We start from the raw sequence: 22,698 nt of genomic DNA on the forward strand, positions 1-22,698 counted from the left end.
TGTTCACCCTTAATCCTGCAACTCAATACTGGAAGTACGTTCTATCCAGTCACCGCTCAACTCGTCCTGTATGATTTCCTTGAGCGTCGCCCCGCTCTCGCTAATCTCGGTCACCATGCCAAAATTCTGCCCCATGTACCCACCAACCTTGATCTGCTGCACCAGATTATCAGGCGTCAGTATCAGGGCGTACTGTAACTTCTCCTTCGACAACGAGCCGACAAACTTTAGGCTTTCCAGCGGAAATGCTTCCAGCGGCTCGCGCGGACGGTTCATATTGGGCTGCAGGCTGTTACGCGAACTGACGATCTTGCGCGCCTTGAACGGGTCATTCAGGGTGCTATCCACGTTATAGGTAGCGGCAGTGTAAACTTTCACCTCAGGCAAGGGTTCTATACGTGCATGCATATCGTTGCCGGCATCACGGATAAAACGATCCAGGTCGTCACCCTGCCCGTCACCGCACGCTGTCAGCATCAGACACAACGCAAGCACGAAAGCATGGCCAGACCGCACACGCCAGGTATGAATGTTCAAGGCGCTCATTTCCGCACCTCTTTCTTTTCCGCCTGTTTTTTGCTGGCGATCTCATTGGCATCCAGGTAACGGTAGGTGCGCGCCACGGCTTCGATCACCAGACGCCCGTCCTTGTTATCCTTCCCTGAGTTGTTGATGACGATATCGTTCAGGGTCACGATGCGGGGCAGCCTTGCAATATCCCCGGCAAACTCGCCCAGGTCGTGATAAGCACCTGTCACCTTGATCGATATGGGCATTTCAGCATAAAAATCGGCAATCACTTCCTGACCGGGCTTGAACAGCTCAAACTCCAGGCCACGCTCAAGGCCAGCCTGGTTGATATCCGTAAGCAACCCATCCATCTGCGAACGGTCGGGCAGTTGTTTTACCAGCGCGCCGAAAGTCCGCTCGATTTCCACCATCTGCTGCTTGTAGGCTTCAAGGTTGATCGCCTGGCGCTTCTTGGCGAGGAAAGTCTCGCGAAGTTCGTTTTCCTTTGCCCGTGCCTGGTCAAGCTCTTCCATCGCCGGGCTCCAGAAAAACCAATATCCGGCAATCACGATGACCAGCAGCAGCAAGCTCAGCAATACGCCCTTGACAGGCCAGGGCAGGCTGCCGGCATTTTTGATATCTATATTGTTGAAATCCTGCAGGTTCACAGCGCACCGCCTTTCTGCGTACCTGGCACTTCATCTTCAGGCGCAGGTGGCGCCTTCAACTGCGCTGTGACGGTAAAGTTGTTCTGCCTCACCCCATTCACCGTGGCGGACTTGATTTCCACCAGATTGGGAGATTGCAGCCACTCGGAACCGGACAAATTACGCACCAGGGTGGCTACCCGGGCATTGGTATCCGCCACGCCTTCCAGCGTCACCAGTCCGCCCTGCTGCTTCAATGCCTTTAGATACATGCCTTCGGGCATCAGGCGGCTGATTTCATCCAGCATCATGACGGACTGGCTACGGTTGACCTGCAGGTTTTCCACAATCTGTTTTCGGTCCAACACATTGCGAATCTGTGCCTTGAGTTCCTTGATTTCGGCAATCTGCTTATCAAGGTTGGCACTCGCGGTTTCAAGCCGTGTATTGCGATTGACCTGCTCATCCAGCTTGCTGCCGAGAATGGTGCTGCCCATAAACACAATCGCCACGCCCAAGGCGGCTGAAAATGCCAGCATGAGATTAAAGTGGCGCTGCCGTTCAGCGCGGCGAATCTGGCGGTGGGGGAGGAGGTTGATTCTGACCATTAGTCAAACCTCCGCAAGGCCAGGCCGCATGCAATCATCAAGGCTGGCGCATCCGCCATGACCTGCTGTTGCTTGAGGCGGGGATTGATGGACATATGACTGAATGGATTGGCAATCAGGGAATTGACCTGGGTTTTCTCCTGAATCAGCGCCACCAGACCGGGAATGGCGGCACAGCCGCCTGCCAGCAGGATATGATCCACTTTGTTGTACTGGGTAGAATTGGTGAAGAACTGCAGGCTACGGGCCACTTCCTGCGCCACTGACTGTATGAAAGGCTGCAACACCTCGTTCTCGTAACTTTCCGGCAACCCGCCATTGCGCTTGGCAATTTCAGCTTCCTCGCCAGTAACGCCAAAGCGCCGCTGGATTTCCAATGTGAGCTGATAACCGCCAAAAGCCTGCTCGCGGCTATGCACCAACTGACCATCATGGAAAACATGGATATGGGTCATGACACTTCCCACATCCACCACCATCACGGTTTGACCCTTGCCGGACTTGGGCAACTCGCTCGCTGCGAGCACATACGCCGCTTCTGTTGCAAAAGACTCGACATCAACGATCAGCACCTTGAGGCCGGCACCTTCTGCCGCAGCGACCCTATCCTCTATTTTTTCCTTGCGCGAGGCTGCGATCAGCACCTCAACCTCATCGGCACTGCTCGGCGCCGGACCCAGCACCTGAAAATCAATATTGACCTCATCCAGCGGGAATGGAATGTACTGGTTGGCCTCGGCCTCCACCTGGAATTCCATATCCTCCTCGCGCATGCCGCCCTGCATGATGACTTTCTTGGTAATCACGGCAGTGGCGGGCAACGCCAGGGCAACACGCTTTTCACGCGTGGCAAGCAGCTTCCAGGCCCGTTTTACCGCATCCGCCACCAGATCGAGGCCGACAATATTGCCATCCACGACGGCATCCTTGGCCATGGAGGCAATGGCGTAGCCCTGCAGATGATAAGCTCCCTTGTTCCCCTGTGCCAACTCGACCATTTTGACCGAGCTGGAGCTGATATCCATTCCTATCAGAGGTGGTGTACGCTCTGAGAAAAAGTCGAATTTCAAACGAAATTCCCTTTCCAATACGGTTATTTACAGTTATTTCTAATAATTTACTTTAGATGCTAGCAACAAGCACCCATGAAGTCAAAGCAGATTAATTGATTTTAAAAACACGGTAATGACACTTATAATAACGGCGTCTGTTACCAATACTGAACCCTATTCAATGCTCCCGAAAAAATGGTGGCAGTTCCTGATCCTCACCGGCGTTATCCTGGGATTGGTAGCAACTGCACTGGTGGCACTGGCTGCCACATTGCTCTACCCTGAACTCCCGTCCCTGGAAGCCTTGACCGACTATAAGCCCAAGGTGCCGATGCGCGTCTATTCCGAGGATGGCCTTTTGATTGGCGAATTTGGCGAAGAGCGCCGCGCCTTCATCAGCATAGACGCTACGCCTCAATCATTGAAGCAGGCGATTCTTGCCGCGGAGGATGAACGCTTCTACCAGCACGGCGGCATCGATACGCTGGGCATCCTGCGTGCCGCGATCTCGAACGTGACTTCAGGCAGTTTCAAGGAAGGCGCCAGCACCATCACCATGCAGGTAGCGCGCAACTTTTTCCTTTCCCGCGAAAAAACCGCCACCCGCAAACTCAGTGAAGCCCTGCTCTCCATCAAGATCGAGCACAACCTGACCAAGGACCAGATCCTGGAGCTGTATATCAATCAGATATACCTGGGTCATCGCTCCTATGGTTTTGCTGCTGCCTCGCAAATCTATTACGGCAAGCCGCTTGACCAGCTCAGCATTGCCGAGGTCGCCATGCTGGCAGGCCTGCCCAAGGCGCCATCGCGCTACAACCCGTTTGCCAATCCCAAGCGCGCCGAAGCACGGCAGCGCTATGTGCTGCGCCGCATGAAGGAATTGCGCTACATCGACCAGAAACAATATGAAGCCGCCCTGGAAGAACCGCACCGCTTTCGCCAATCGCGCAAGATACGCGAGCTGTCCGCGGACTATGTCGCGGAAATCGTGCGCCAGGCCATGTACGAACGCTACAAGGACGATATATACAGCAGCGGCCTCAAGATCTACACCACCATCCGCAAAAGCAACCAGGAAGCGGCCAACCGCGCAATTCTGCAAGGGATTGTGGATTACGACCGACGCCATGGCTACCGTGGCCCGGAAAAAATCGTGACCCCAGGCGCCAACGATCAGGGCAGTGGCAACTGGCTGGATAATGCCTTGGATGACCTTGAAAGCTTCCAGGGCATGATCCCTGCCGTAGTCACCAATGCCACACCCAAAGCTGTGAGTGTCTATGCCAAGGATGGCAATAATATTGAGATCAGCGGCGACGGCCTGGCATTCGTGCAAAAGCAGCTTGCAGAAAAAAACGCGGCCAAACGCACGATCAAGCCTGGCGCGGTGATCCGCATCATGCGCCAGGGTGACAAATGGCATATCGTGCAGTTGCCGCAGGCCGAAGCCGCTCTGGTCGCCATGGATACTGAAAACGGCGCAGTGCGTGCACTGGTGGGCGGCTTTGATTTCAACCGCAACAAGTTCAACCATGTCACCCAGGCCTGGCGCCAGCCGGGCTCCAGCTTTAAACCGTTCATCTATTCTGCGGCCCTGGAAAAAGGCTTTACCCCGGCAAGCATGATAGAAGATGAACCCATCTCGATTTCCGCACGTGAAACCGGCAGCGGTTCCGCCTGGGAACCCAAGAACTACGACCGTAAATATGATGGCCCAATGCGTATGCGCACGGCGCTGACCAAATCCAAGAACATGGTATCCATCCGCATTCTGGAAGGCATAGGCGTCAACTACGCGCAGGACTACATTACACGCTTTGGCTTCTCGCCCAAGGATCATCCGCCATACCTTGCCATGGCGCTGGGCGCGGGTTCGGTAACCGCCTGGCAGATGGCAGGCGCTTATTCGGTATTTGCCAACGGCGGCTATCGCGTCAAGCCCTACATTATCGACAAGGTCGTGGACAGCCGCGGCAAGGTGGTGGAGCAATCCAAGCCTTTGCTGGCTGGCAAGGGCGCCCCGCGCGTGATTGACGGACGCAACGCGTTTATCATGAATTCCATGTTGCAGGATGTAGTCCGCATAGGCACAGCCACGCGTGCCCGCACCCTCGGCCGCTCCGATCTTGCAGGCAAGACCGGCACCACCAACAACCAGATCGATGCCTGGTTTGCAGGCTACAACCCCACACAAGTCGCGATTGCCTGGATGGGATACGATAAGCCAAAATCATTGGGCAGCCTGGAAACCGGCGGCAAGGCGGCACTGCCTATCTGGGTGGATTACATGAGCTCTGCCCTGAAAGGCGTGCCAGACATCGCGCCCGAGGTTCCTGCCGGGGTCAGCGCTATCCGCATCAACCCGGCTACAGGCCTGCGCGCGGCTGGGGATGGTGAGGGCATCATGGAGTATTTCTATCATGAATTCCCGCCACAGGAACCTGAAGAATCCTCCTTCTCACTCATTCCGGGCTTCCTGATTCCCGGACACGGCTCGACGCCACCGACAGAAAAGCAGGACGATACGCCACCAAGGCCGGACCAACTGTTTTAACCTGATGCTGCCAGCAGTACGCTGGCAGCAAACTCTGAAGAGGCGTTTGCACCATGGCAAAAGATAGCAGCAATCGCCAATCTCAATTACGCCAATTGGTTGCGCAGCATGCCGCGCGCATGATGGCAGAAGAGGGCATCTCGGATTATGCCTACGCCAAACGCAAGGCAGGACGTCAGCTTGGCGTCACCGATACGCAATGCATGCCTGCCAATAGCGAGATCGAGGAAGAAATCCGTATTTATCACGAAATCTACAACAGTGATGAACAGCCGGAAGCCCTGTTGCAACTGCGCAAGGACGCGCTCTTGGTCATGCAATTACTCGAACGCTTCAACCCGCACCTGACGGGCCCGGTGCTGGATGGTACTGCCGGAAAATATGCGGAGACTCATATTCACCTGTTTGCGGACAGCCTGAAGGAAGTGGAGATATTCCTGCTCAATCAGCAAGTGCCCTATCTCACTGATGAAAAATCCTACCGGGTCAGTGAACGACGCAGCATTGAGCGTAAGAAGGTACCGATCTTCACGCTGGAGGGGCCTCACGGCCTGATCAGGCTCAGCGTGTTTGAGGTGGATGACATGCGCATCCCGACCAAGAGCCCGGTCAACGGCAGCAATGCCCATCGCGCCGGTATTGAAGCACTTAGCAACCTGATACAACAAAGCAAGCAAGTACCTAGCTAAAAGCCTGTTCAACCTCTTTACTCTAAGGAATCAAGCGCCTGCTTGCAGCCAGCGCGCAATATCCATGGCGTAATAGGTCAGGATGCCATCGGCCCCGGCGCGCTTGAAGCCCAGCATGACCTCCAGCACCACGGCTTTTTCATCTAGCCAGCCATTCTGCGCTGCGGCCTTGATCATGGCATATTCGCCGCTCACGTGATAGGCATAGGTCGGCACACCAAACTCCTGCTTCACACGCCGCACAATGTCCAAATAAGGCAGGCCGGGCTTCACCATCACCATGTCCGCGCCCTCTTCCAGATCCAGCGCGACTTCGCGCAAGGCCTCGTCAGAATTGGCAGGATCCATCTGGTAATTATATTTGTTGCCTTTGCCCAGGTTGGCGGAAGACCCCACCGCATCGCGGAACGGCCCGTAAAAAGCGGAGGCATATTTGGCGGAATACGCGAGGATGCGGGTATGGATATGTCCAGCGTCTTCCAATGCGTCACGAATCGCTCCAATCCGCCCATCCATCATGTCTGAAGGCGCCACCACATCCGCGCCTGCCCCGGCATGGCACAAGACCTGCTTTGCCAGAATCGCAACAGTCTCATCATTGAGCACATAGCCTGTTTCATCGATGACGCCATCCTGCCCATGCGTGGTGTAAGGATCAAGCGCAACATCAGTGATGACCCCCAGCGTGGGATACGCCGCCTTCAGCGCACGTACTGCGCGCGGCACCAACCCTTCCGGGTTCCATGCCTCATCAGCGGTCAGGCTTTTATATTGTTGGTCGACCACAGGGAATAATGCCAATGCAGGAATCCCCAGCGCCACACACTGCCCGGCAGTTTCCAGCAAGCGGTCTATGCTCTGGCGTAATACGCCTGGCATGGATGCCACTTCCTCGACACGGTTCTCCCCTTCCAGCACAAACACCGGATAGATCAAGTCATTGCTAGTGAGCACATGCTCACGCATCAGGCGGCGCGAAAATTCATCACGCCGCATCCGGCGCGGACGTATGGCAAGAAACTGGCGTGTTTGCTTACTCATTGCCTAGGCTCCTCATACTCATGCAAATACCTGGGCCAATGCCAGGCCTGGGTCAGGCTGGCGCATGAAAGCCTCACCCACTAGGAAGGTATGCACATCATGGCGTCGCATCAAGGTCACATCCTCGGCAGTGAATATGCCGGACTCCGTCACTATTGTCTTTTCCGCAGGAATACGCGGCAACAGGGAAAGCGTGGTGTCCAACGTGACCTCGAATGTACGCAGGTTGCGGTTGTTGATCCCCAACAGCGGAGTTTGCAATTGTAATGCCAGCTCCAGCTCCTCACCGTTATGTACTTCCACCAGCACGCCCATGCCGAGCTTGTGGGCAATCGTTTCCAGTTCGCGCATCTGGGCCAGGTCGAGAGCAGCGGCAATCAGCAGGATGCAGTCAGCCCCCATGGCGCGCGCTTCATAGACTTGATAAGGAGCTATCATGAAATCCTTACGCAGAACGGGAATGTCGCAAGCGGCACGGGCTGCCTTGAGGTATTCGGCATTGCCCTGGAAAAATTGCTCGTCGGTCAGCACGGAAAGACAGGCCGCCCCATGGCTCGCATAGCTGGCGGCAATCTCGGCAGGCCGGAAGTCTTCCCGGATCACCCCCTTGGAGGGGCTTGCCTTCTTGACTTCTGCAATCACAGCCGCCTTGCCCGCGGCAATCCTGTCCCGGATTGCCTTGAGGAAAGGACGGGGCGGCAGCTGGGCCAATGCCTCGGCTTCAACCGCAGCCAATGGCTTTTGCTGCTGTGCAGCGTTGATCTCCGCACGTTTTACTTCAAGGATTTTATTGAGTATGTCTGACATTGCCCTGCAATCGCTTTCGTTAATCCTGGCTCTACTGATAGAGCCTGCCGTTATAGCGCAACCAGCCAGCCGCGTGGCGCCCGCGCGGGTCATGATGGGTCCAGTGTATGACGCCACCCTTGGCATTCCATTCGTAAACACCATTGAAATCCACCGTATCGCCCGGCCTGAGTCCATCCAGCCTTGGGGCGAGGTCAATATTATGCGCCACCAATAGCGTCATGTCGTTATCCAGCTTGAGGATAAAGCGCTGATGGCGCGAGCCGTCATTGTCATCCGGCAGCACCTTGGCCACCATGCCACCCGACTGCACTGCGACTCCGCTTGCACGCTGCCGGAAGGCTTCGCCAATGTCCTGGCCTGCATGCCCCTGCAATGATACCTGTGCTTCAGGTCCCGGCGATGCAATGCTTCCGCCTTGGCCAAAATGGAACAAGGTATAGGTAACTGCAATGGCAGCGACCAACAACAGGCGCATCATGATGCCTGGCTCAAGGCCTTGAGCTGCTGCAATTTCCCCATAGCAGCGCCGGAATCCAGTGAGTTGGCTGCCTGCTTGATGCCATCACCAAGATTATCTGCAAGGCCAGACACATAGATCGCCGCCCCGGCATTGAGCAGGACGATGTCACGCGCGGGGCCCCGCTCACCGGCCAGCAGGCCGAGAATGATTTCGCTGGATTGCTGGGCATTTTCCACCCTGATGCTGTTGATGTCATGCAGAGGAATGCCGAACTGCGTAGGGTTAAGCGTGTACTCACGTACTTCGCCATCCTTGAGCTCGGCCACATAAGTATCCGCAGCAAAGGATATCTCATCCATTTCGTCCGCACTGTGCACCACCATCACATGCTCGCTGCCGAGCTTTTGCAGCGTTTGTGCCAGCAGGCTGACCAAGTCACGGTGGAACACCCCCATGACCTGCCGCCTGGCGCCTGCCGGATTTGTCATCGGCCCCAGCAGATTGAACATGGTACGCACCCCAAGCTCGCGCCGCACCGGCGCTGCATATTTCATGGCGGCATGGTGGTTGGGGGCAAACATGAAGCCGATGCCGGCCTCATCGACACAGCGCGCCACCTGCTCCGGTGTCAGACCGATATTGACCCCAAGCGCTTCCAGCACATCCGCCGACCCGCTCTTGGAAGAAGCCGCCCGCCCGCCATGCTTGGCAATTCTCGCCCCCGCACCGGCAGCAACAAACGCCGAGGCAGTGGAAACATTGAACGCCTTGTTAGCCGCACCGCCCGTGCCACAGGTGTCAATCAGATGGCGGGTATCAGCGACCTCGACCTTGCTGGAAAGCTCGCGCATCACCTGCGCAGCAGCAGCAATCTCGGTCACCGTCTCGCCCTTGACGCGCAGTCCGATAAGAAACCCGGCAATCTGCACTGGGGTAAATGCCCCGCCCATGATCTGCTGCATGATATCCAGCATTTCCTCATGGCTGAAATCCGTGTGGTCTATCAGTTTCTGCAGGGCACTCTTGGGGGTAATACTCATCAATACGCTTTCAGGAAATTATTCAGCAACTCGTGCCCATACTGGGTTAGGATGGATTCGGGATGGAACTGCACGCCCTCAATCGGCAAGGTCTTGTGGCGCACGCCCATGATCTCGCCGTCTTCGGTCCAAGCCGTAATTTCCAGACAGTCCGGGATGGTTTCGCGCTCGATCACCAGCGAGTGGTAGCGCGTCGCAGTGTAGGGATTGGGCAACCCCTTGAATACGCCGATATCCGCATGATGGATTTCCGAAGTCTTACCGTGCATCAGCTGCTTGGCATGCACAATCCTGCCGCCAAATGCCTGGCCTATGCTCTGATGGCCCAGGCAAACACCGAGAATGGGAATCTTGCCCGCAAACTCGTGGATCAATGGCACAGAGATACCTGCCTCGTTAGGCGTGCACGGCCCTGGCGAGATCACGATATGCCGCGGATTAAGGGCCGCCACGCTGGCAAGGTCGATCTCGTCATTGCGATAAACCTGTACATCCTGGCCAAGCTCGCCAAGATATTGCACGAGGTTGTAGGTAAACGAGTCATAGTTATCCAGCATCAACAGCATAATGTGCTTCCTTCATCTTGCGCCTTCTCGCGCTTTAGGCCCAGCTCGCTATTTTGGGCGTAATTCATCATAAAAAAAAGCCTTTGTCCTGCAGCAATTGCTCAAAGTCCTGGACCAGCACTGGCTTAGAGAACAAATACCCCTGGAAGAAACGGCAACCATAGCTTTGCAACAGGTCAAACTGTGCCTCCGTCTCCACGCCCTCTGCAATCACGTTGAGTCCCAGTGTGTTGCTCATCGCCAGGATAGCCTGCACGATTGCAGCGTCACTTGCGTCCTCCGCGATATCGTACACAAACGAGCGGTCGATCTTGACCTGGGTCAGCGGCAGACGCTTGAGATAGGCCAGCGAAGAATAACCCGTGCCAAAATCATCCATGGAAAAACGCACGCCAAGCTCGCGTAATGCGTTCATCTTGGCAACGGCGTCCGCCAGGTTGTCTAGCACCACGCTCTCCGTCAACTCCAGCTTGAGCAGGCTGGGATCAGCGCCTGTGCTTTGCAGGATATTGCTAACCTCATCAACAAAATCGCTATGGCGGAACTGGCGGGCACTCACATTCACGGCAAGTTGCAATTCGCCGAACCCAGGCTTGCCCTCCCATGCCTTGAGCTGCAAACAGGCGTTATACAAGACCCAGTGACCAATCGAAACAATGAGCCCGCTATCCTCGGCAATGCCGACAAATTCCTTGGGAGAAAGCAGGCCATGCTCCGGGTGCTGCCAACGCAGCAATACTTCGGCGCCGAATGCCTTGCGTTCGGCATCCACCTGGACTTGGCAAAACAATCGCAACTGCTCCTGCACAATCGCCAGGCGCAACTGCAACTCCATGTCGACGCGTTTTTCCAATGCCGCCTGCATGGCAGGATCGAAAAAACGCAAGGTATTGCGCCCGCCGGCCTTGGCCTCATACATGGCAGTGTCGGATCGCTTCAGCAACTCCTCCATGCTGACGAAATTGCCGTTGAACAACACAATGCCGATGCTGGATGAGTTGTGATGCTCGATCTCGCCCAATTGATAAGGATGGTTGATAGCGTCGAGTACCTTTTGTGCCACCTGCCTGGTTTGAGCAATCGCCTGCTCCAGGCTGAGGCTGAGGTCCTCCAGCACAATCACGAATTCATCGCCACCTAGGCGCGCCACGGTATCCTCGTTGCGCACACATTGCCGCAAACGCCGGGCAACCTCGATCAGCAGCAGGTCACCAGTATCATGCCCGCGCGAATCATTAAGCGCCTTGAAGTCATCCAGATCAATAAACAGGACGGCACCATGGTTGCCATGCCGGACACTGGCGACAATGGCTTGCTGCAGCCTGTCCATGAGCAGACGGCGATTCGGCAGACTGGTCAGGGCATCGTAAAAAGCCAGGTTGCGGATTTCAGTCTCAACCTTGCGGCGCTCGGTCAGATCGCGAAAAAACCCTGTCAGCAATGGCACGCCCTGTTCCTTGAGCGAGGTAATGGTCAACTCGACTGGAAACTCGGTGCCATCCGCACGTAATGCGCTCAATTCCAGCCGGCGATCCAGCATTTTGCTCTGGCCCGTATGAAGATAACGCTGGTGGCCTTGCTTATGCGCCTCGCGCAGGGCTGGGGGAATCAAGGTTTCCACCAGCATCTTGCCCAGCACTTCATCACGGCGATAGCCAAACATGTTTTCAGCCGCCTGGTTGAACTCAACCAACCTGCCCTGCTCATCAATACTGACAATGCCATCCTGGGCATTCTCGATCACCGCGCGAAACCTGGTTTCGCTGTTGCGCAATGCTTTTTCAGTCAGCTCGCGTGAAGATTGCAAGGCAGTAATAAGCAGTCCCACGATAGACAATGTGCTCATCAGCACCCACAGCGCCCATACCGGTTGATGCTCCAGGCCTTCCAGCCTTGTGTGCGTCTCGACCTGGATGGCGGCCATGGCCACCATGGACAGCACCAGCACGACCAGTGAGGTCCCGGCCACGCCCATGCGCATGGAGATAAGCACCACAAATGGCAATACAAGGAAAGCCAGCAGCATGTACTGGTCGGCATAATCGTGCACAAAATGGAAAATGCCCCATTCCATTGCCACCACGAGAACCGCCAACAATGTATATTTCCTGCGCCGCTGCCAGAAACTCCTGAGATCACTCCAGGAGATATTAAGCAGCAAAGGCAATAGCAGCAGCACCCCAATGACATTGGCCACCCATGCAAACAGCAGGGAAGGCAACAGGTCGTCGGACTCAACCACCTGCGCATAATGCAATACCGCTAGGCTCGCCACGGCAGAGGCCAGCATCCCGAGAACAACCCCGCAGACCATCATGGGAATATCGCGGATGCGGTCAAGCATATGATGGAAAGCGCTAAGCCGCAGCATCCATGCAGTGATCAAATAGGCTACAGTGTTGGCAACCGGCAGTATGAAGAGGAGTATCCAATTGGCAGGAGCTGGGCCATAGGCCATGACAGCAAGCACCACCTCTGCGACAAGCACTGCTGGCCAGTAATGAATACCCCAGCGCAGCAAGGCCGCTACCGCAACCCCCGCAGGCAACCAGACAAGGTTTGCCTCTAATATGGAAAATGGCAACACTTTACCCAGCATGCCAATGGCGCAATACCCTAATATCAGAATGATAAACCGGAGTAACACCCGGCCTTTAGCTGCCGCCATCCCTACTCCTTGTTGTTATCGAGTCCCGCCTGCACTATCTCCGCTGCGCGCAATACCGCACGCGCCTTGTTCTGGGTTTCTGTCCATTCGTTTTCCGGTACTGAGTCGGCAACGATCCCTGCACCGGCCTGGGAATACAACATGCCATCCTTGACCACGCCGGTGCGGATGGCAATGGCAAGATCCATATCGCCATTGAAGCCAAGATAGCCTACGGCACCGCCATAGATACCACGCTTGCTCGGCTCCAGCTCATCAATGATTTCCATGGCCCTGACTTTAGGAGCGCCGCTCAGCGTGCCGGCCGGGAACGCTGCCTTGAGCACATCAATGGCATGCAAGCCAGGCTTGAGCTTGCCTTCCACGTTGGAGACGATGTGCATGACATGGGAATAACGCTCGATCATCATGTTATCGGTCACGCGCACACTGCCGACCTGCGCCACACGCCCGACATCATTCCGCCCCAGGTCCATCAACTGCACATGCTCGGCAATCTCCTTGGGGTCGGCCAGCAACTCATCGGCAAGCGCCAGGTCTTCCTCCCCGGTCTTGCCCCGAGGACGGGTCCCGGCAATTGGCCGCGAAGTCACCGTGCCATCTTCCAGCCTGACCAGGATTTCAGGCGAAGAGCCGACCACATGATGGTCGCCCATATCGTAATAAAACATGTAAGGCGAAGGGTTCAGGCTGCGCAAGGCACGATACAGTGACAACGGATCGGCATCGAACGGCTTGGCCATGCGCTGCGAGAGCACGACCTGCATAATGTCGCCATCAAAGATATAGCGCTTGGACCTGGCAACCGCATCCTTGAAGCTGGCCTCGCCAAACTCCGAATGCGCTTCCGTCGCGGCCATGGCAGGCGCCTGCGGAATGCTAACCGGCTGACGCAAACGCTGAATGAGCCCATTCAAGCGCTGGATGCCGTGCTGATAGGCATCCGGCACTGCAGGATTGGCATAGACGATGAAATAAAGCTTGCCCGAGAGGTTATCTACCACGGCAAGCTCTTCCGAGACCATCAACAGGATATCCGGAACGCCAATACCATCCGGCTTGACGGTATGCGCCAGTCGGCGCTCGATATAGCGGATGGTGTCGTAGCCGAAATACCCTGCGAGCCCTCCGATGAAGCGGGGTAGGCCCTGATAGGGAGGAATGCGGAACCTGGCCTGGTAGGCCTGGATGAAATCCAGCGGGTTTACATCGTGCGCTTCCTCAACCACCCTGTCATGCTCAAGCACCTTGACCGCCTGGCCATGTACTTCTATGCGGGTATGTGCAGGCAGGCCAATGATGGAATAACGGCCAAAGCGCTCACCGCCCTGCACCGATTCCAGCAGATAGGAAAACGGCCGGTTAGCCAGCTTGAGATAGAGTGAAAGCGGTGTATCGAGATCAGCAAACGTCTCGACTACCAGCGGAATACGGTTATAGCCCTGGCTCGCCAGGGCATCAAACTCCTGTTGACTGATGGTTTTCAGCATAAAAATTCCCGAATCCTGATTAGTTTTTTTATTGCGTGGCGCCCATACATTTCCACGGGCTTCAAGTTGGCAACCTCAGCGCCACCATCGCCAACTAGTACGATCACTCAGGATTCGGATATTCATGCCCATATTGCTTATACTTTTTCCAGCTCAGCACGCAAGGCACTGATGACGGTGTTGTAACGGTTAGGATCAGTGTCCTTGCCTGCGCCGAACACGGCAGAGCCTGCCACAAAAGTATCGGCGCCGGCACGGGCAATGTCGGCAATATTGGCAGGGTTTACGCCACCATCGATTTCCAGCCAGATTTCGCGGCCGGTCTTTTCAGTATAGGCATCGATGCGGGCGCGTGCCTCACGCAGCTTGTCCAGCGTGCCGGGAATGAATTTCTGGCCGCCAAAGCCGGGGTTCACGGACATCAACAGCACCATATCCACCTTGTCCATGACATAGTCAAGGTAGGACAACGGCGTGGCCGGATTGAATACCAGGCCGGACTTACAGCCCTGGTCACGAATCAGCGACAGGCTGCGGTCGATGTGCTCGGAAGCTTCCGGGTGGAAAGTGATGATGTTGGCACCGGCCTTGGCAAAGTCAGGAATGATGCGGTCGACCGGCTTCACCATCAAATGCACATCAATGATGGCATCAGTCACCGGGCGGATAGCCTCGCAGATCAGAGGACCAATGGTCAGGTTGGGAACATAATGGTTGTCCATCACGTCAAAGTGGACAATATCGGCACCGGAAGTGATGACATCGGTGATTTCCTGGCCCAGCTTGGCAAAGTTGGCGGAAAGGATACTAGGTGCAATTCTGAATGGTTTAGCCATGATATTGAAGTCGGATAAGCGTAAAAATGGTTATTTTAACTGAAAATGCGCCAAAACACTTGGCATCGGCAACGCGTCTTGCAAAAACCATGTTGCAAACGTGCTTATATAGGGTCTATCGGCAATATTCGAGCCATTAGTTCAGGAAAATATTTTGCTCGCTAATTAACAGCTTAGTTCAACAACCTCAAATCAGAGTATGATAGCGGCCTGCCGCGCACAATTATTAGAGTCTATTCAACGTCTTTTCATAGGGCACGTTGTCCCGGCAGGGTAGTGGACGCCAGGCGCAAACCGCAGACGGGCTTATTGCCCGGCGAGGATTTGCAATGCAGCAGCGGCTGCGCTGCCGGGACAACCCGAAGGGCACGGCCCCAAAACGCGCCCGCTCGGCGTTGCGGTCCTTGGCAAGGCAATAAGCATTACCTGCGGACTGCGCCTTGACCGGACGCGTTTTGGGGCCATGCGTACCCTATGAAAAGACGTTGAACAGGCTCTTAGCTTAATTGCTTGAAATTGTTGCCCAAGTTGCCGCGATACGGGAAAATTGCAGGATGCATTTATTTACAGTCGGCGTTAATCACACGACCGCACCAGTTTCCATACGTGAGAACGTCGCCTTCCAGAACGAGCATCTCGGCGGAGCTCTGCGCGACCTGAACTCGCACGGCATTCACGAAGCTGCCATCCTGTCGACCTGCAACCGCACCGAACTCTACTGCAATACCGATAACCCGCAAAAAGCCCTGGAATGGCTGGCGCATTACCACCAACTGCAGCCGCAAACCATTGCCCCGTACATGTATACCCTGCCGCAGCAGGATGCGGTCAAGCATGCATTCCGTGTCGCTTCCGGCCTGGACTCCATGGTGCTGGGCGAAGCCCAGATTCTGGGGCAGATGAAGCAGGCAGTGCGTATTGCGGAAAACGCGGGGACCCTGGGCACCCTGTTGCACAAGCTGTTCCAGCGCACATTTTCCGTTGCGAAGGAAGTCCGCACCAATACCAATATCGGCGCCAACTCGGTTTCCCTTGCCGCCGCCGCAACCCGGCTTGCCCAGCGCATTTTCGGCGAACTGCACCAACAACATGTATTATTTATCGGCGCGGGGGAAATGATTGAGCTGTGCGCCGAGCATTTCGCTGCCCACCGCCCACTCTCCCTTACCGTGGCCAACCGCACATTGGAACGCGGCCAGGAGCTGGCCAACAGCATCGGCGGCAACAGCATGCTGCTGGCCGACCTGCCTGAACGGCTCGCTGAATTCGACATCGTGATCACCTCGACGGCGAGCCAGCTGCCTATCGTCGGCCTGGGCATGGTGGAACGCGCCATCCGCAACCGCAAGCACAAACCAATGTTCATGGTGGACCTTGCCGTGCCGCGCGATATCGAGCCCGAAGCCAGCGAACTGGACGATGTATTCCTCTATACCGTGGATGATCTGGCGCAAGTGGTGCAGGAAGGCATCGAGAATCGCCAGGAGGCCGCCGCTGAAGCAGAAGCCATCATCGACATGCGCGTGGAGAACTTCATGCAATGGCTGAAAACGCGCAGCGCCGTCCCGACCATTCGCGCATTGCGTGAACAGGCGGAACAGCATCGCCTGAATGAACTGGAAAAAGCCCACAAGCTGCTTGCCCGCGGCGAAGATCCGGCACAAGTGCTGGACGCCTTGAGCAGCGCACTGACCAACAAGCTGCTGCATGGGCCCAGCCATGCCCTCAACAATGTCAACGGCGAAGACCGCGACCAGCTGGAAGCCATGTTGCGCCAGCTCTACCAAATACACCACTAAACTTAGCCTTCACCTTCTCAAGCAATGAAACCCTCAATAATCAAAAAGCTCGCCACCTTGAGCGAGCGCCTGGATGAACTAAACCGTCTATTGTCGAGCGAAGACGCTACCAACGATATGGACAACTATCGCAAGATCACGCGCGAACATGCCGAGATCACGCCTATCGTTGAGCAGTTCCGCGCCTATGAGCAGGCAGAGAACGACATCCGCGAAGCCCAGGTAATGCTTTCCGACCCGGAAATGAAAGAATTTGCCCAGGAAGAAATCGAAACCGGCAAAGAAAAACTCGAAGACATCGCCAAGGAACTGCAAAAGCTCTTATTGCCCAAGGATCCTAACGACGAGCGCAATATATTCCTCGAAATCCGTGCCGGCACTGGCGGCGACGAGTCCGCCCTGTTCGCCGGCGACCTGTTCCGCATGTACTCGCGCTATGCCGAGCGCCAGCGCTGGAAGGTGGAAATCGTCTCTGCCAGCGAATCCGAAGTGGGCGGCTACAAGGAAATCATCGCCAAGATCGAGGGCTTCGGCGCTTATTCCAAGCTCAAGTTCGAGTCCGGCGGCCACCGGGTGCAACGGGTGCCGGAAACCGAAACCCAGGGCCGTATCCACACCTCCGCCTGCACAGTCGCCATCTTGCCCGAAGTCGATGAAGTTTCCGACATCACCATCAATCCTGCCGATATCCGCATCGATACCTTCCGCGCCTCCGGGGCCGGCGGCCAGCACATCAACAAGACCGACTCGGCAGTGCGCATCACCCACTTCCCCACCGGCATCGTGGTGGAATGCCAGGACGGACGCAGCCAGCACTCGAACAAGGCGCAAGCCATGCAAGTGCTTGCCGCGCGTATCAAGGCCAAGCAGGTGGACGAGCAGCAAAGCAAGATTGCCAGCGAGCGCCGTAGCCTAATCGGCTCGGGCGACCGCAGTGAACGCATCCGCACTTACAACTATCCGCAGGGGCGCATCACCGATCACCGTATCAACCTGACGCTTTACAAGATCGATGCGATCACCGAGGGCGACATGGATGAATTGATCAACGCCCTCGCCGCAGAGTATCAAGCAGACCTGCTGGCCACATTAGGCGAGGACAATTAGGCCTATATGAGCACCAGCCTTCGCAGCATTGCCCTGCTTGAGGCCAGCAAGGGCCTTATCGTGCTCACGGCCTCGCTGGCGCTGTTCCGTTATATCAATGCAGACTGGCAGGCATATGCGGAATCGCTGATCCGCCACCTGCACCTTAACCCTGCCAATCATTATCCGCGCATCCTGCTGAGCCTGAGCGCCAACATTACCGAACCCAGGCTGCTGGCATTAGCATTCGGCGCCATGTTTTACGCCGCCATCCGCTTACTTGAAGCCTACGGCTTGTGGCTTGGGCGCCACTGGGCTATTGTGCTGGGGATTGCAAGTGCCGGCTTGTACCTGCCATTCGAAATCCTGGAGTTGCTGGCACATTTCAGCTGGCTGGGATTGAGCGTGTTTGCTTCCAACCTGGTGATTGTCGCCATCCTCTGGCGCCATCACCGCTAACCCTTGCCACACCAGAAACATGGCAAAACTGAAAAACCTGGCAGCCTGCGCAAGCAATCGATTGCAACAAGCCAGCGAACTACCGGGCAACGAAGCACGCATCGAAGTGCGAACCCTATTGCAGCATAGCCTGGGCGGTGTGAGCCACGCCTGGCTCATTGCCCATGGCGACGACCCTGTGACAGATGAATTGCGCGCACGCTTTGAAAACCTGCTTGCCCGCCGCATCCACGGCGAGCCCATCGCGCATATCCTCGGCAAGCGCGAATTCTTTGGGCGGGAGTTTTTGGTCACCCCCGCCACCCTGATTCCACGCCCGGATACCGAAATTCTGGTCGAAACCGCGCTCGCCAAAATACTGCCCGATCAACCATATGGCATACTGGATATGGGCACAGGCACCGGTGCCATCGGCATCACCCTCGGCCTTGAACGTCCTCGCTCAAGGGTCATGCTCCTGGATTTCTCCGTGGCTGCGCTCAATGTTGCAAGAGACAATATTCAGCTGTTAGCAGCCCACAACGTCAGAGCCATACTGAGCGACTGGTTTGCCGCCGTGCAAGGGCAGCGTTTCGACCTCATCGTCAGCAACCCGCCTTACATTGAAGCCGCTGACCCACACCTGCGGCAAGGCGACCTGCGCTTTGAGCCGGTCACGGCCCTGGCCTCCGGGGAAGACGGCCTTGATGACATCCGCCGTATTGCCGCCCAGGCAGCGTTACACCTTGCCCCCTCGGGATGGCTCATGTTTGAGCATGGCTACAACCAAGGTTCGGCAGTCAGATCCATTCTTCAACGACATGCGTTCAAGAATATCTATACCCAGCAAGACCTCGCTGGGCATGACCGCGTGACATTAGGACAGCATACGTAATCATCACGCCTTCCGCTTGCGCAGGCTGATCATCATCACACCAGCCAATACCAGTACCGATCCCAAAAACTGGATTAGTGACAATTGTTCGCCCAGGAATACATAGGCAAGATAAATAGTCGCTACCGGTCCCAATGCCCCTATCATGGAAGTCTGCATGGAGCCGATACGCCGCATGGCAGCAGCCAGGGCAAATGCGGGCAGCACCGTTGACAGCAATGCCATCGCGATCGTCAACCCGTATATCCGCCCGGATTGTTGCAATGCGGTTAACGGGTGCGTCACCAGGAACTGCACGATACACGCCAGGCAGGCAACAGTCATCGCATAAGCCGTGAAGCGCATGGCGCCGATGCGCGCAATCGTATGCCCTGCCCCGACCAGGTAGATGGCATAGGCAAGCGCACTCGCAAACACCAGGCTGCCGCCCAGGAGCAAGCCCTCACTGCCCATGCTGAAATCATGCACGAACACCAGCACAATCCCCACATAGCTGAGTAAGAGCGCAATCCATATTGTCCGGCCTATACGCTTGCGGAACACCAGGGCGCTGATCAACACCACCATGGTGGGATAGAGAAACAGGATCAGGCGCTCAAGGCCGGCGCTGATGTATTGCAAGCCGAGAAAATCCAGGAAGCTCGCCAGGTAATAACCCACCAAGCCCAGCACCAACACGGCAAGCCAGTCATGGCTGCGCATCGCGGCGCCATCTTCCCGGCCCCAGAACATCGCCAGCACAAAGAATGGCACGGAGAATGCCATGCGCAGGGCCAGCAGGGTTACCGCATCTACAGGCTCAATGTAGGCCAGCTTGACAAAAATCGCCTTGGCTGAAAAACCAACCGCTGACAACAGCGCAAACAATACGCCAAATGCCTGCTGACGCGAGGAGAAGAATCTTGAAAGGAACGAGTGCATAGTGGACATTGGGAAACCTGGATTGAGATTGAGTCGAATGACGCAGGCTTGGTCCAGGTGAGGAGAACAGTCAGAAAGCAATCAACGGGACAAAGCCCGTGTCGCCATAAAAAAACTATCAGGCATGCCGGGCCAGAATGGCGGAATGCCACAGTCGCAGGCCTGACATATGCTTGAGAGAATTCATGGCCTGACTATATCCCAAGCACATCAGCCCGTCCACCGTATTATCCAGCCAGCAGATAATGCTGCTTGAGCCGCATGTAGTGCTGCGCTGAATAGGTGAAATGCGCAATTTCCTTTTCCGTCAGCGCCCTGACCTTGCGCGCCGGGCTACCCAGATAGAGAAAGCCGCTTTCCAGCACCTTGCCTTCCGGCACCAGGCTGCCCGCACCGAGCAATACATGCTTTTGCACGACCGCCTTGTCCATGACAATGCTGCCCATGCCAATCAGGCATTCGTCTTCCAATGTGCATCCATGCAGAATCACCTTGTGGCCTACCGTCACATTCCGCCCCACAATCAAGGGACACCCCTCCGGCTCCCAACTGGATTTGTGGCTGACATGCAGAATGGAGCCGTCCTGGATATTGCTGCCCTCGCCGATGCGGATATGGTTCACATCCCCGCGGATCACCGTGCCCGGCCATACCGAGGCATGGTCTTCCAGCACGACATCCCCAATCACCACGGCTGAAGGATGAATATAGACTTCGCGCCCGACCTGCGGCGCGACTCCTTGATAGGCAGCAAGCACAGCACCCGCTTGCGAGGTATGATTGTCCGGCATAAGCCATAGTATAATCCCACCCATGCAAGATTCTTCATCCGTCGGCATCGTCGCCCCGCAAACTGCGCATTTCCAGCAACCCCTGACGCTCAAGAGCGGCGAGGTGTTGCCCGCATTCGATATTATTTACGAGACCTATGGCGCGCTAAACAGCACAAGGTCGAATGCCGTGCTGATCTGCCATGCATTGTCGGGCAACCATCACGCAGCCGGCAAGCATCAAGAAGACGACAAACATCCCGGCTGGTGGGACAACCTGATCGGCCCTGGAAGGCCGCTGGATACCAACAAGTTTTTCGTGATCGCCCTCAACAATCTGGGCGGCTGTCACGGCAGCACTGGCCCTGCCAGCATCAACCCGGCAACCGGCAAACCGTGGGGATCACAATTCCCCATGGTCACGGTAGAGGACTGGGTGGCATCCCAGGCCAGGCTGCTGGATTACCTTGGCATTGAACAACTGGCTGCCGTTGTCGGTGGCAGCCTGGGTGGCATGCAGGCCCTGCAGTGGACGTTGGACTTCCCCGACCGCGTGCGCCATGCGCTGGTGATTGCCTCCGCCCCCAACCTCACGGCGCAGAATGTCGCATTCAACGAAGTAGCGCGCCAGGCGATCATGACCGATCCCGAGTTCTTCGATGGCGATTATTACGAGCATGACACAGTGCCCAGGCGCGGCTTGCGCATCGCGCGCATGCTCGGCCACATTACCTATCTTTCCGACGATGCAATGGGCGCGAAATTCGGCCGCAAGCTGCGCGACGGCAGCCTCAAATACAATTTCGAGGTGGAATTCGAGATGGAATCCTACCTGCGCTACCAAGGCGACAAGTTCGCCACCGCGTTCGATGCCAACAGCTACCTGCGCATGACCAAGGCGCTCGATTATTTCGACCCGGCCTTCGCCCATCATGGCGACCTCAGCCTGGCGCTGTCCAAGGCCCAGGCAGATTTTCTAGTGGTGTCGTTTACGAGTGACTGGCGCTTTTCCCCTGCACGCTCGCGCGAGATCGTCAAAGCGTTGCTCGATAATGAATTTGCCGTGAGTTATGCAGAAGTGACCGCTGCACACGGGCATGATGCTTTCCTGATGCCGGATCCGCACTATCACCAGATTCTGCGTACCTACCTTGCCAATATCAATACCGGAGCTGGCACATGAGCACAGAAATTGTAAGAGAAGCAGAAAATCGTCGAGATTTTGCCCTTATAGCAGAATGGGTTCAGCCCAAGTCCAAAGTGCTGGATCTGGGCTGCGGCGATGGCTCGCTCCTGGCCTTTCTGCGCGACAAGCTGGAAGTCAAAGGCTATGGCGTGGACAAGGACGACGCCAATCTGCTTGCCTGCATCAGCAATGGCATCAGCGTTATCCAGATGGACCTTGAAGCAGGGCTGGCTGGCTTCGACTCACTCTCTTTCGACTATGTGGTCCTGTCGCAGACGCTGCAGGCCATGGTCAATACAGAAGGCGTGTTACGGGAGATGCTGCGCGTCGGCAAGCAAGGTATCATCACCTTCCCCAATTTTGGTTACTGGCGACACCGCATCCAGCTCATGGCCGGACACATGCCGGTTTCGGACAACCTGCCTCACCAGTGGTACAACACTCCCAACCTGCACTTATGCACGATTGATGACTTCGAGGCCTTATGCGCCAAGATGAATATCCGCATCACCGACCGCATTGTTATCAACGAAGGCGATACGGTCAGCTTCATGCCCAACCTGCTGGGCAGCCTGGCGATCTATCGCTTTGAACAGGCGGCCTGGCCAATCAGTTACTAAGCACGCTTG

General features: G+C 56.1%; 22 protein-coding genes. 8 read left to right on the top strand and 14 right to left on the bottom strand.

Annotated elements, in window-relative coordinates:
• Positions 1–9: 9 nt before the first annotated feature.
• Genes LG198_RS08010 through LG198_RS08025 form a run of 4 tightly spaced genes read right to left on the bottom strand, consistent with a single transcriptional unit; the run spans position 10 to position 2,835 of the window.
• A complete protein-coding gene (locus LG198_RS08010) occupies positions 10–546 on the bottom strand; it encodes a pilus assembly protein PilP (RefSeq protein ID WP_230342651.1) in 537 nt (178 codons plus the stop codon).
• On the bottom strand, positions 543–1,178 hold the full coding sequence (locus LG198_RS08015; protein WP_230342652.1) for a type IV pilus inner membrane component PilO: 636 nt from the start codon (positions 1,176–1,178) through the stop codon (positions 543–545). Before LG198_RS08015 ends, LG198_RS08010 begins: the two co-directional genes overlap by 4 nt.
• Complete coding sequence (locus LG198_RS08020; protein WP_230342653.1) at positions 1,175–1,765, bottom strand: PilN domain-containing protein; 591 nt, start codon at positions 1,763–1,765, stop codon at positions 1,175–1,177. The genes LG198_RS08015 and LG198_RS08020 overlap by 4 nt, the downstream gene beginning before the upstream one ends.
• The gene (locus tag LG198_RS08025; RefSeq protein WP_230342654.1) at positions 1,765–2,835 is read right to left on the bottom strand and encodes a pilus assembly protein PilM; all 1,071 of its coding nucleotides are present in this window, start codon (positions 2,833–2,835) and stop codon (positions 1,765–1,767) included. Before LG198_RS08025 ends, LG198_RS08020 begins: the two co-directional genes overlap by 1 nt.
• A gap of 163 nt (positions 2,836–2,998) precedes the next feature.
• Between LG198_RS08025 and LG198_RS08030 the strand changes: the two genes are divergently transcribed.
• Both LG198_RS08030 and LG198_RS08035 read left to right on the top strand, forming a co-directional pair.
• Positions 2,999–5,374 carry a penicillin-binding protein 1A gene (locus LG198_RS08030; protein ID WP_230342655.1) on the top strand — a complete coding sequence of 792 codons (2,376 nt, stop codon included), beginning with the start codon at positions 2,999–3,001 and terminating at the stop codon, positions 5,372–5,374.
• Positions 5,375–5,427: 53 nt separating this feature from the next.
• Positions 5,428–6,063 carry a hypothetical protein gene (locus tag LG198_RS08035; protein ID WP_230342656.1) on the top strand — a complete coding sequence of 212 codons (636 nt, stop codon included), beginning with the start codon at positions 5,428–5,430 and terminating at the stop codon, positions 6,061–6,063.
• A gap of 30 nt (positions 6,064–6,093) precedes the next feature.
• On the opposite strand, the gene hemB is transcribed toward LG198_RS08035, so the two are convergent.
• From hemB to rpe, 8 genes are all read right to left on the bottom strand, one after another.
• Positions 6,094–7,104, bottom strand: coding sequence for a porphobilinogen synthase (hemB, locus tag LG198_RS08040; protein ID WP_230342657.1), 1,011 nt, complete (start codon positions 7,102–7,104; stop codon positions 6,094–6,096).
• Between the two features lie 18 nt (positions 7,105–7,122).
• Positions 7,123–7,911, bottom strand: a complete 789-nt coding sequence (trpC, locus tag LG198_RS08045; protein ID WP_230342658.1) for an indole-3-glycerol phosphate synthase TrpC — start codon at positions 7,909–7,911, stop codon at positions 7,123–7,125.
• A gap of 31 nt (positions 7,912–7,942) precedes the next feature.
• Positions 7,943–8,392, bottom strand: a complete 450-nt coding sequence (locus LG198_RS08050) for a DUF3465 domain-containing protein (RefSeq protein ID WP_230342659.1) — start codon at positions 8,390–8,392, stop codon at positions 7,943–7,945.
• On the bottom strand, positions 8,389–9,414 hold the full coding sequence (trpD, locus tag LG198_RS08055) for an anthranilate phosphoribosyltransferase (protein ID WP_230342660.1): 1,026 nt from the start codon (positions 9,412–9,414) through the stop codon (positions 8,389–8,391). The genes LG198_RS08050 and trpD overlap by 4 nt, the downstream gene beginning before the upstream one ends.
• The gene (locus LG198_RS08060; protein ID WP_230342661.1) at positions 9,414–9,980 is read right to left on the bottom strand and encodes an anthranilate synthase component II; all 567 of its coding nucleotides are present in this window, start codon (positions 9,978–9,980) and stop codon (positions 9,414–9,416) included. The genes trpD and LG198_RS08060 overlap by 1 nt, the downstream gene beginning before the upstream one ends.
• Before the next feature lie 67 nt (positions 9,981–10,047).
• The gene (locus LG198_RS08065; RefSeq protein WP_230342662.1) at positions 10,048–12,648 is read right to left on the bottom strand and encodes a bifunctional diguanylate cyclase/phosphodiesterase; all 2,601 of its coding nucleotides are present in this window, start codon (positions 12,646–12,648) and stop codon (positions 10,048–10,050) included.
• Between the two features lie 2 nt (positions 12,649–12,650).
• Complete coding sequence (gene trpE / locus LG198_RS08070; protein ID WP_230342663.1) at positions 12,651–14,138, bottom strand: anthranilate synthase component I; 1,488 nt, start codon at positions 14,136–14,138, stop codon at positions 12,651–12,653.
• A 137-nt stretch (positions 14,139–14,275) separates the two neighbouring features.
• Entirely contained in the window at positions 14,276–14,974 is a 699-nt protein-coding gene (gene rpe, locus LG198_RS08075; RefSeq protein WP_230342664.1) for a ribulose-phosphate 3-epimerase, read from the bottom strand.
• Between the two features lie 554 nt (positions 14,975–15,528).
• Between rpe and hemA the strand changes: the two genes are divergently transcribed.
• From hemA to prmC, 4 genes are read left to right on the top strand one after another with little or no spacing between them, the layout of a single operon-like run.
• Positions 15,529–16,773, top strand: a complete 1,245-nt coding sequence (gene hemA, locus LG198_RS08080; RefSeq protein WP_230342665.1) for a glutamyl-tRNA reductase — start codon at positions 15,529–15,531, stop codon at positions 16,771–16,773.
• Positions 16,774–16,797: 24 nt separating this feature from the next.
• Complete coding sequence (gene prfA / locus LG198_RS08085) at positions 16,798–17,880, top strand: peptide chain release factor 1 (RefSeq protein ID WP_230342666.1); 1,083 nt, start codon at positions 16,798–16,800, stop codon at positions 17,878–17,880.
• A 6-nt stretch (positions 17,881–17,886) separates the two neighbouring features.
• Positions 17,887–18,318 carry a DUF2127 domain-containing protein gene (locus tag LG198_RS08090; protein ID WP_230342667.1) on the top strand — a complete coding sequence of 144 codons (432 nt, stop codon included), beginning with the start codon at positions 17,887–17,889 and terminating at the stop codon, positions 18,316–18,318.
• 19 nt (positions 18,319–18,337) lie between these two features.
• Positions 18,338–19,192 carry a peptide chain release factor N(5)-glutamine methyltransferase gene (gene prmC / locus LG198_RS08095; protein WP_230342668.1) on the top strand — a complete coding sequence of 285 codons (855 nt, stop codon included), beginning with the start codon at positions 18,338–18,340 and terminating at the stop codon, positions 19,190–19,192.
• A gap of 3 nt (positions 19,193–19,195) precedes the next feature.
• Here the strand turns inward: prmC and LG198_RS08100 are convergent, their stop codons facing one another.
• Both LG198_RS08100 and LG198_RS08105 read right to left on the bottom strand, forming a co-directional pair.
• Positions 19,196–20,122, bottom strand: a complete 927-nt coding sequence (locus tag LG198_RS08100; RefSeq protein ID WP_328485152.1) for a DMT family transporter — start codon at positions 20,120–20,122, stop codon at positions 19,196–19,198.
• Between the two features lie 218 nt (positions 20,123–20,340).
• A complete protein-coding gene (locus LG198_RS08105) occupies positions 20,341–20,904 on the bottom strand; it encodes a gamma carbonic anhydrase family protein (protein WP_230343026.1) in 564 nt (187 codons plus the stop codon).
• A 22-nt stretch (positions 20,905–20,926) separates the two neighbouring features.
• Here LG198_RS08105 and metX point away from each other — a divergent pair, with 22 nt between their 5' ends.
• Together metX and metW are read left to right on the top strand one after the other, a co-directional pair.
• The gene (gene metX, locus LG198_RS08110; protein WP_230342669.1) at positions 20,927–22,066 is read left to right on the top strand and encodes a homoserine O-succinyltransferase MetX; all 1,140 of its coding nucleotides are present in this window, start codon (positions 20,927–20,929) and stop codon (positions 22,064–22,066) included.
• Positions 22,063–22,689: a methionine biosynthesis protein MetW gene (metW, locus tag LG198_RS08115; protein ID WP_230342670.1), complete on the top strand. Its 627-nt coding sequence runs from the start codon at positions 22,063–22,065 to the stop codon at positions 22,687–22,689. The genes metX and metW overlap by 4 nt, the downstream gene beginning before the upstream one ends.
• Positions 22,690–22,698: the final 9 nt, after the last annotated feature.

The sequence above is a fragment of the Methylobacillus arboreus genome, assembly GCF_020532725.1.
In the GTDB taxonomy this organism is placed as follows: Bacteria; Pseudomonadota; Gammaproteobacteria; order Burkholderiales; family Methylophilaceae; genus Methylobacillus; species Methylobacillus arboreus.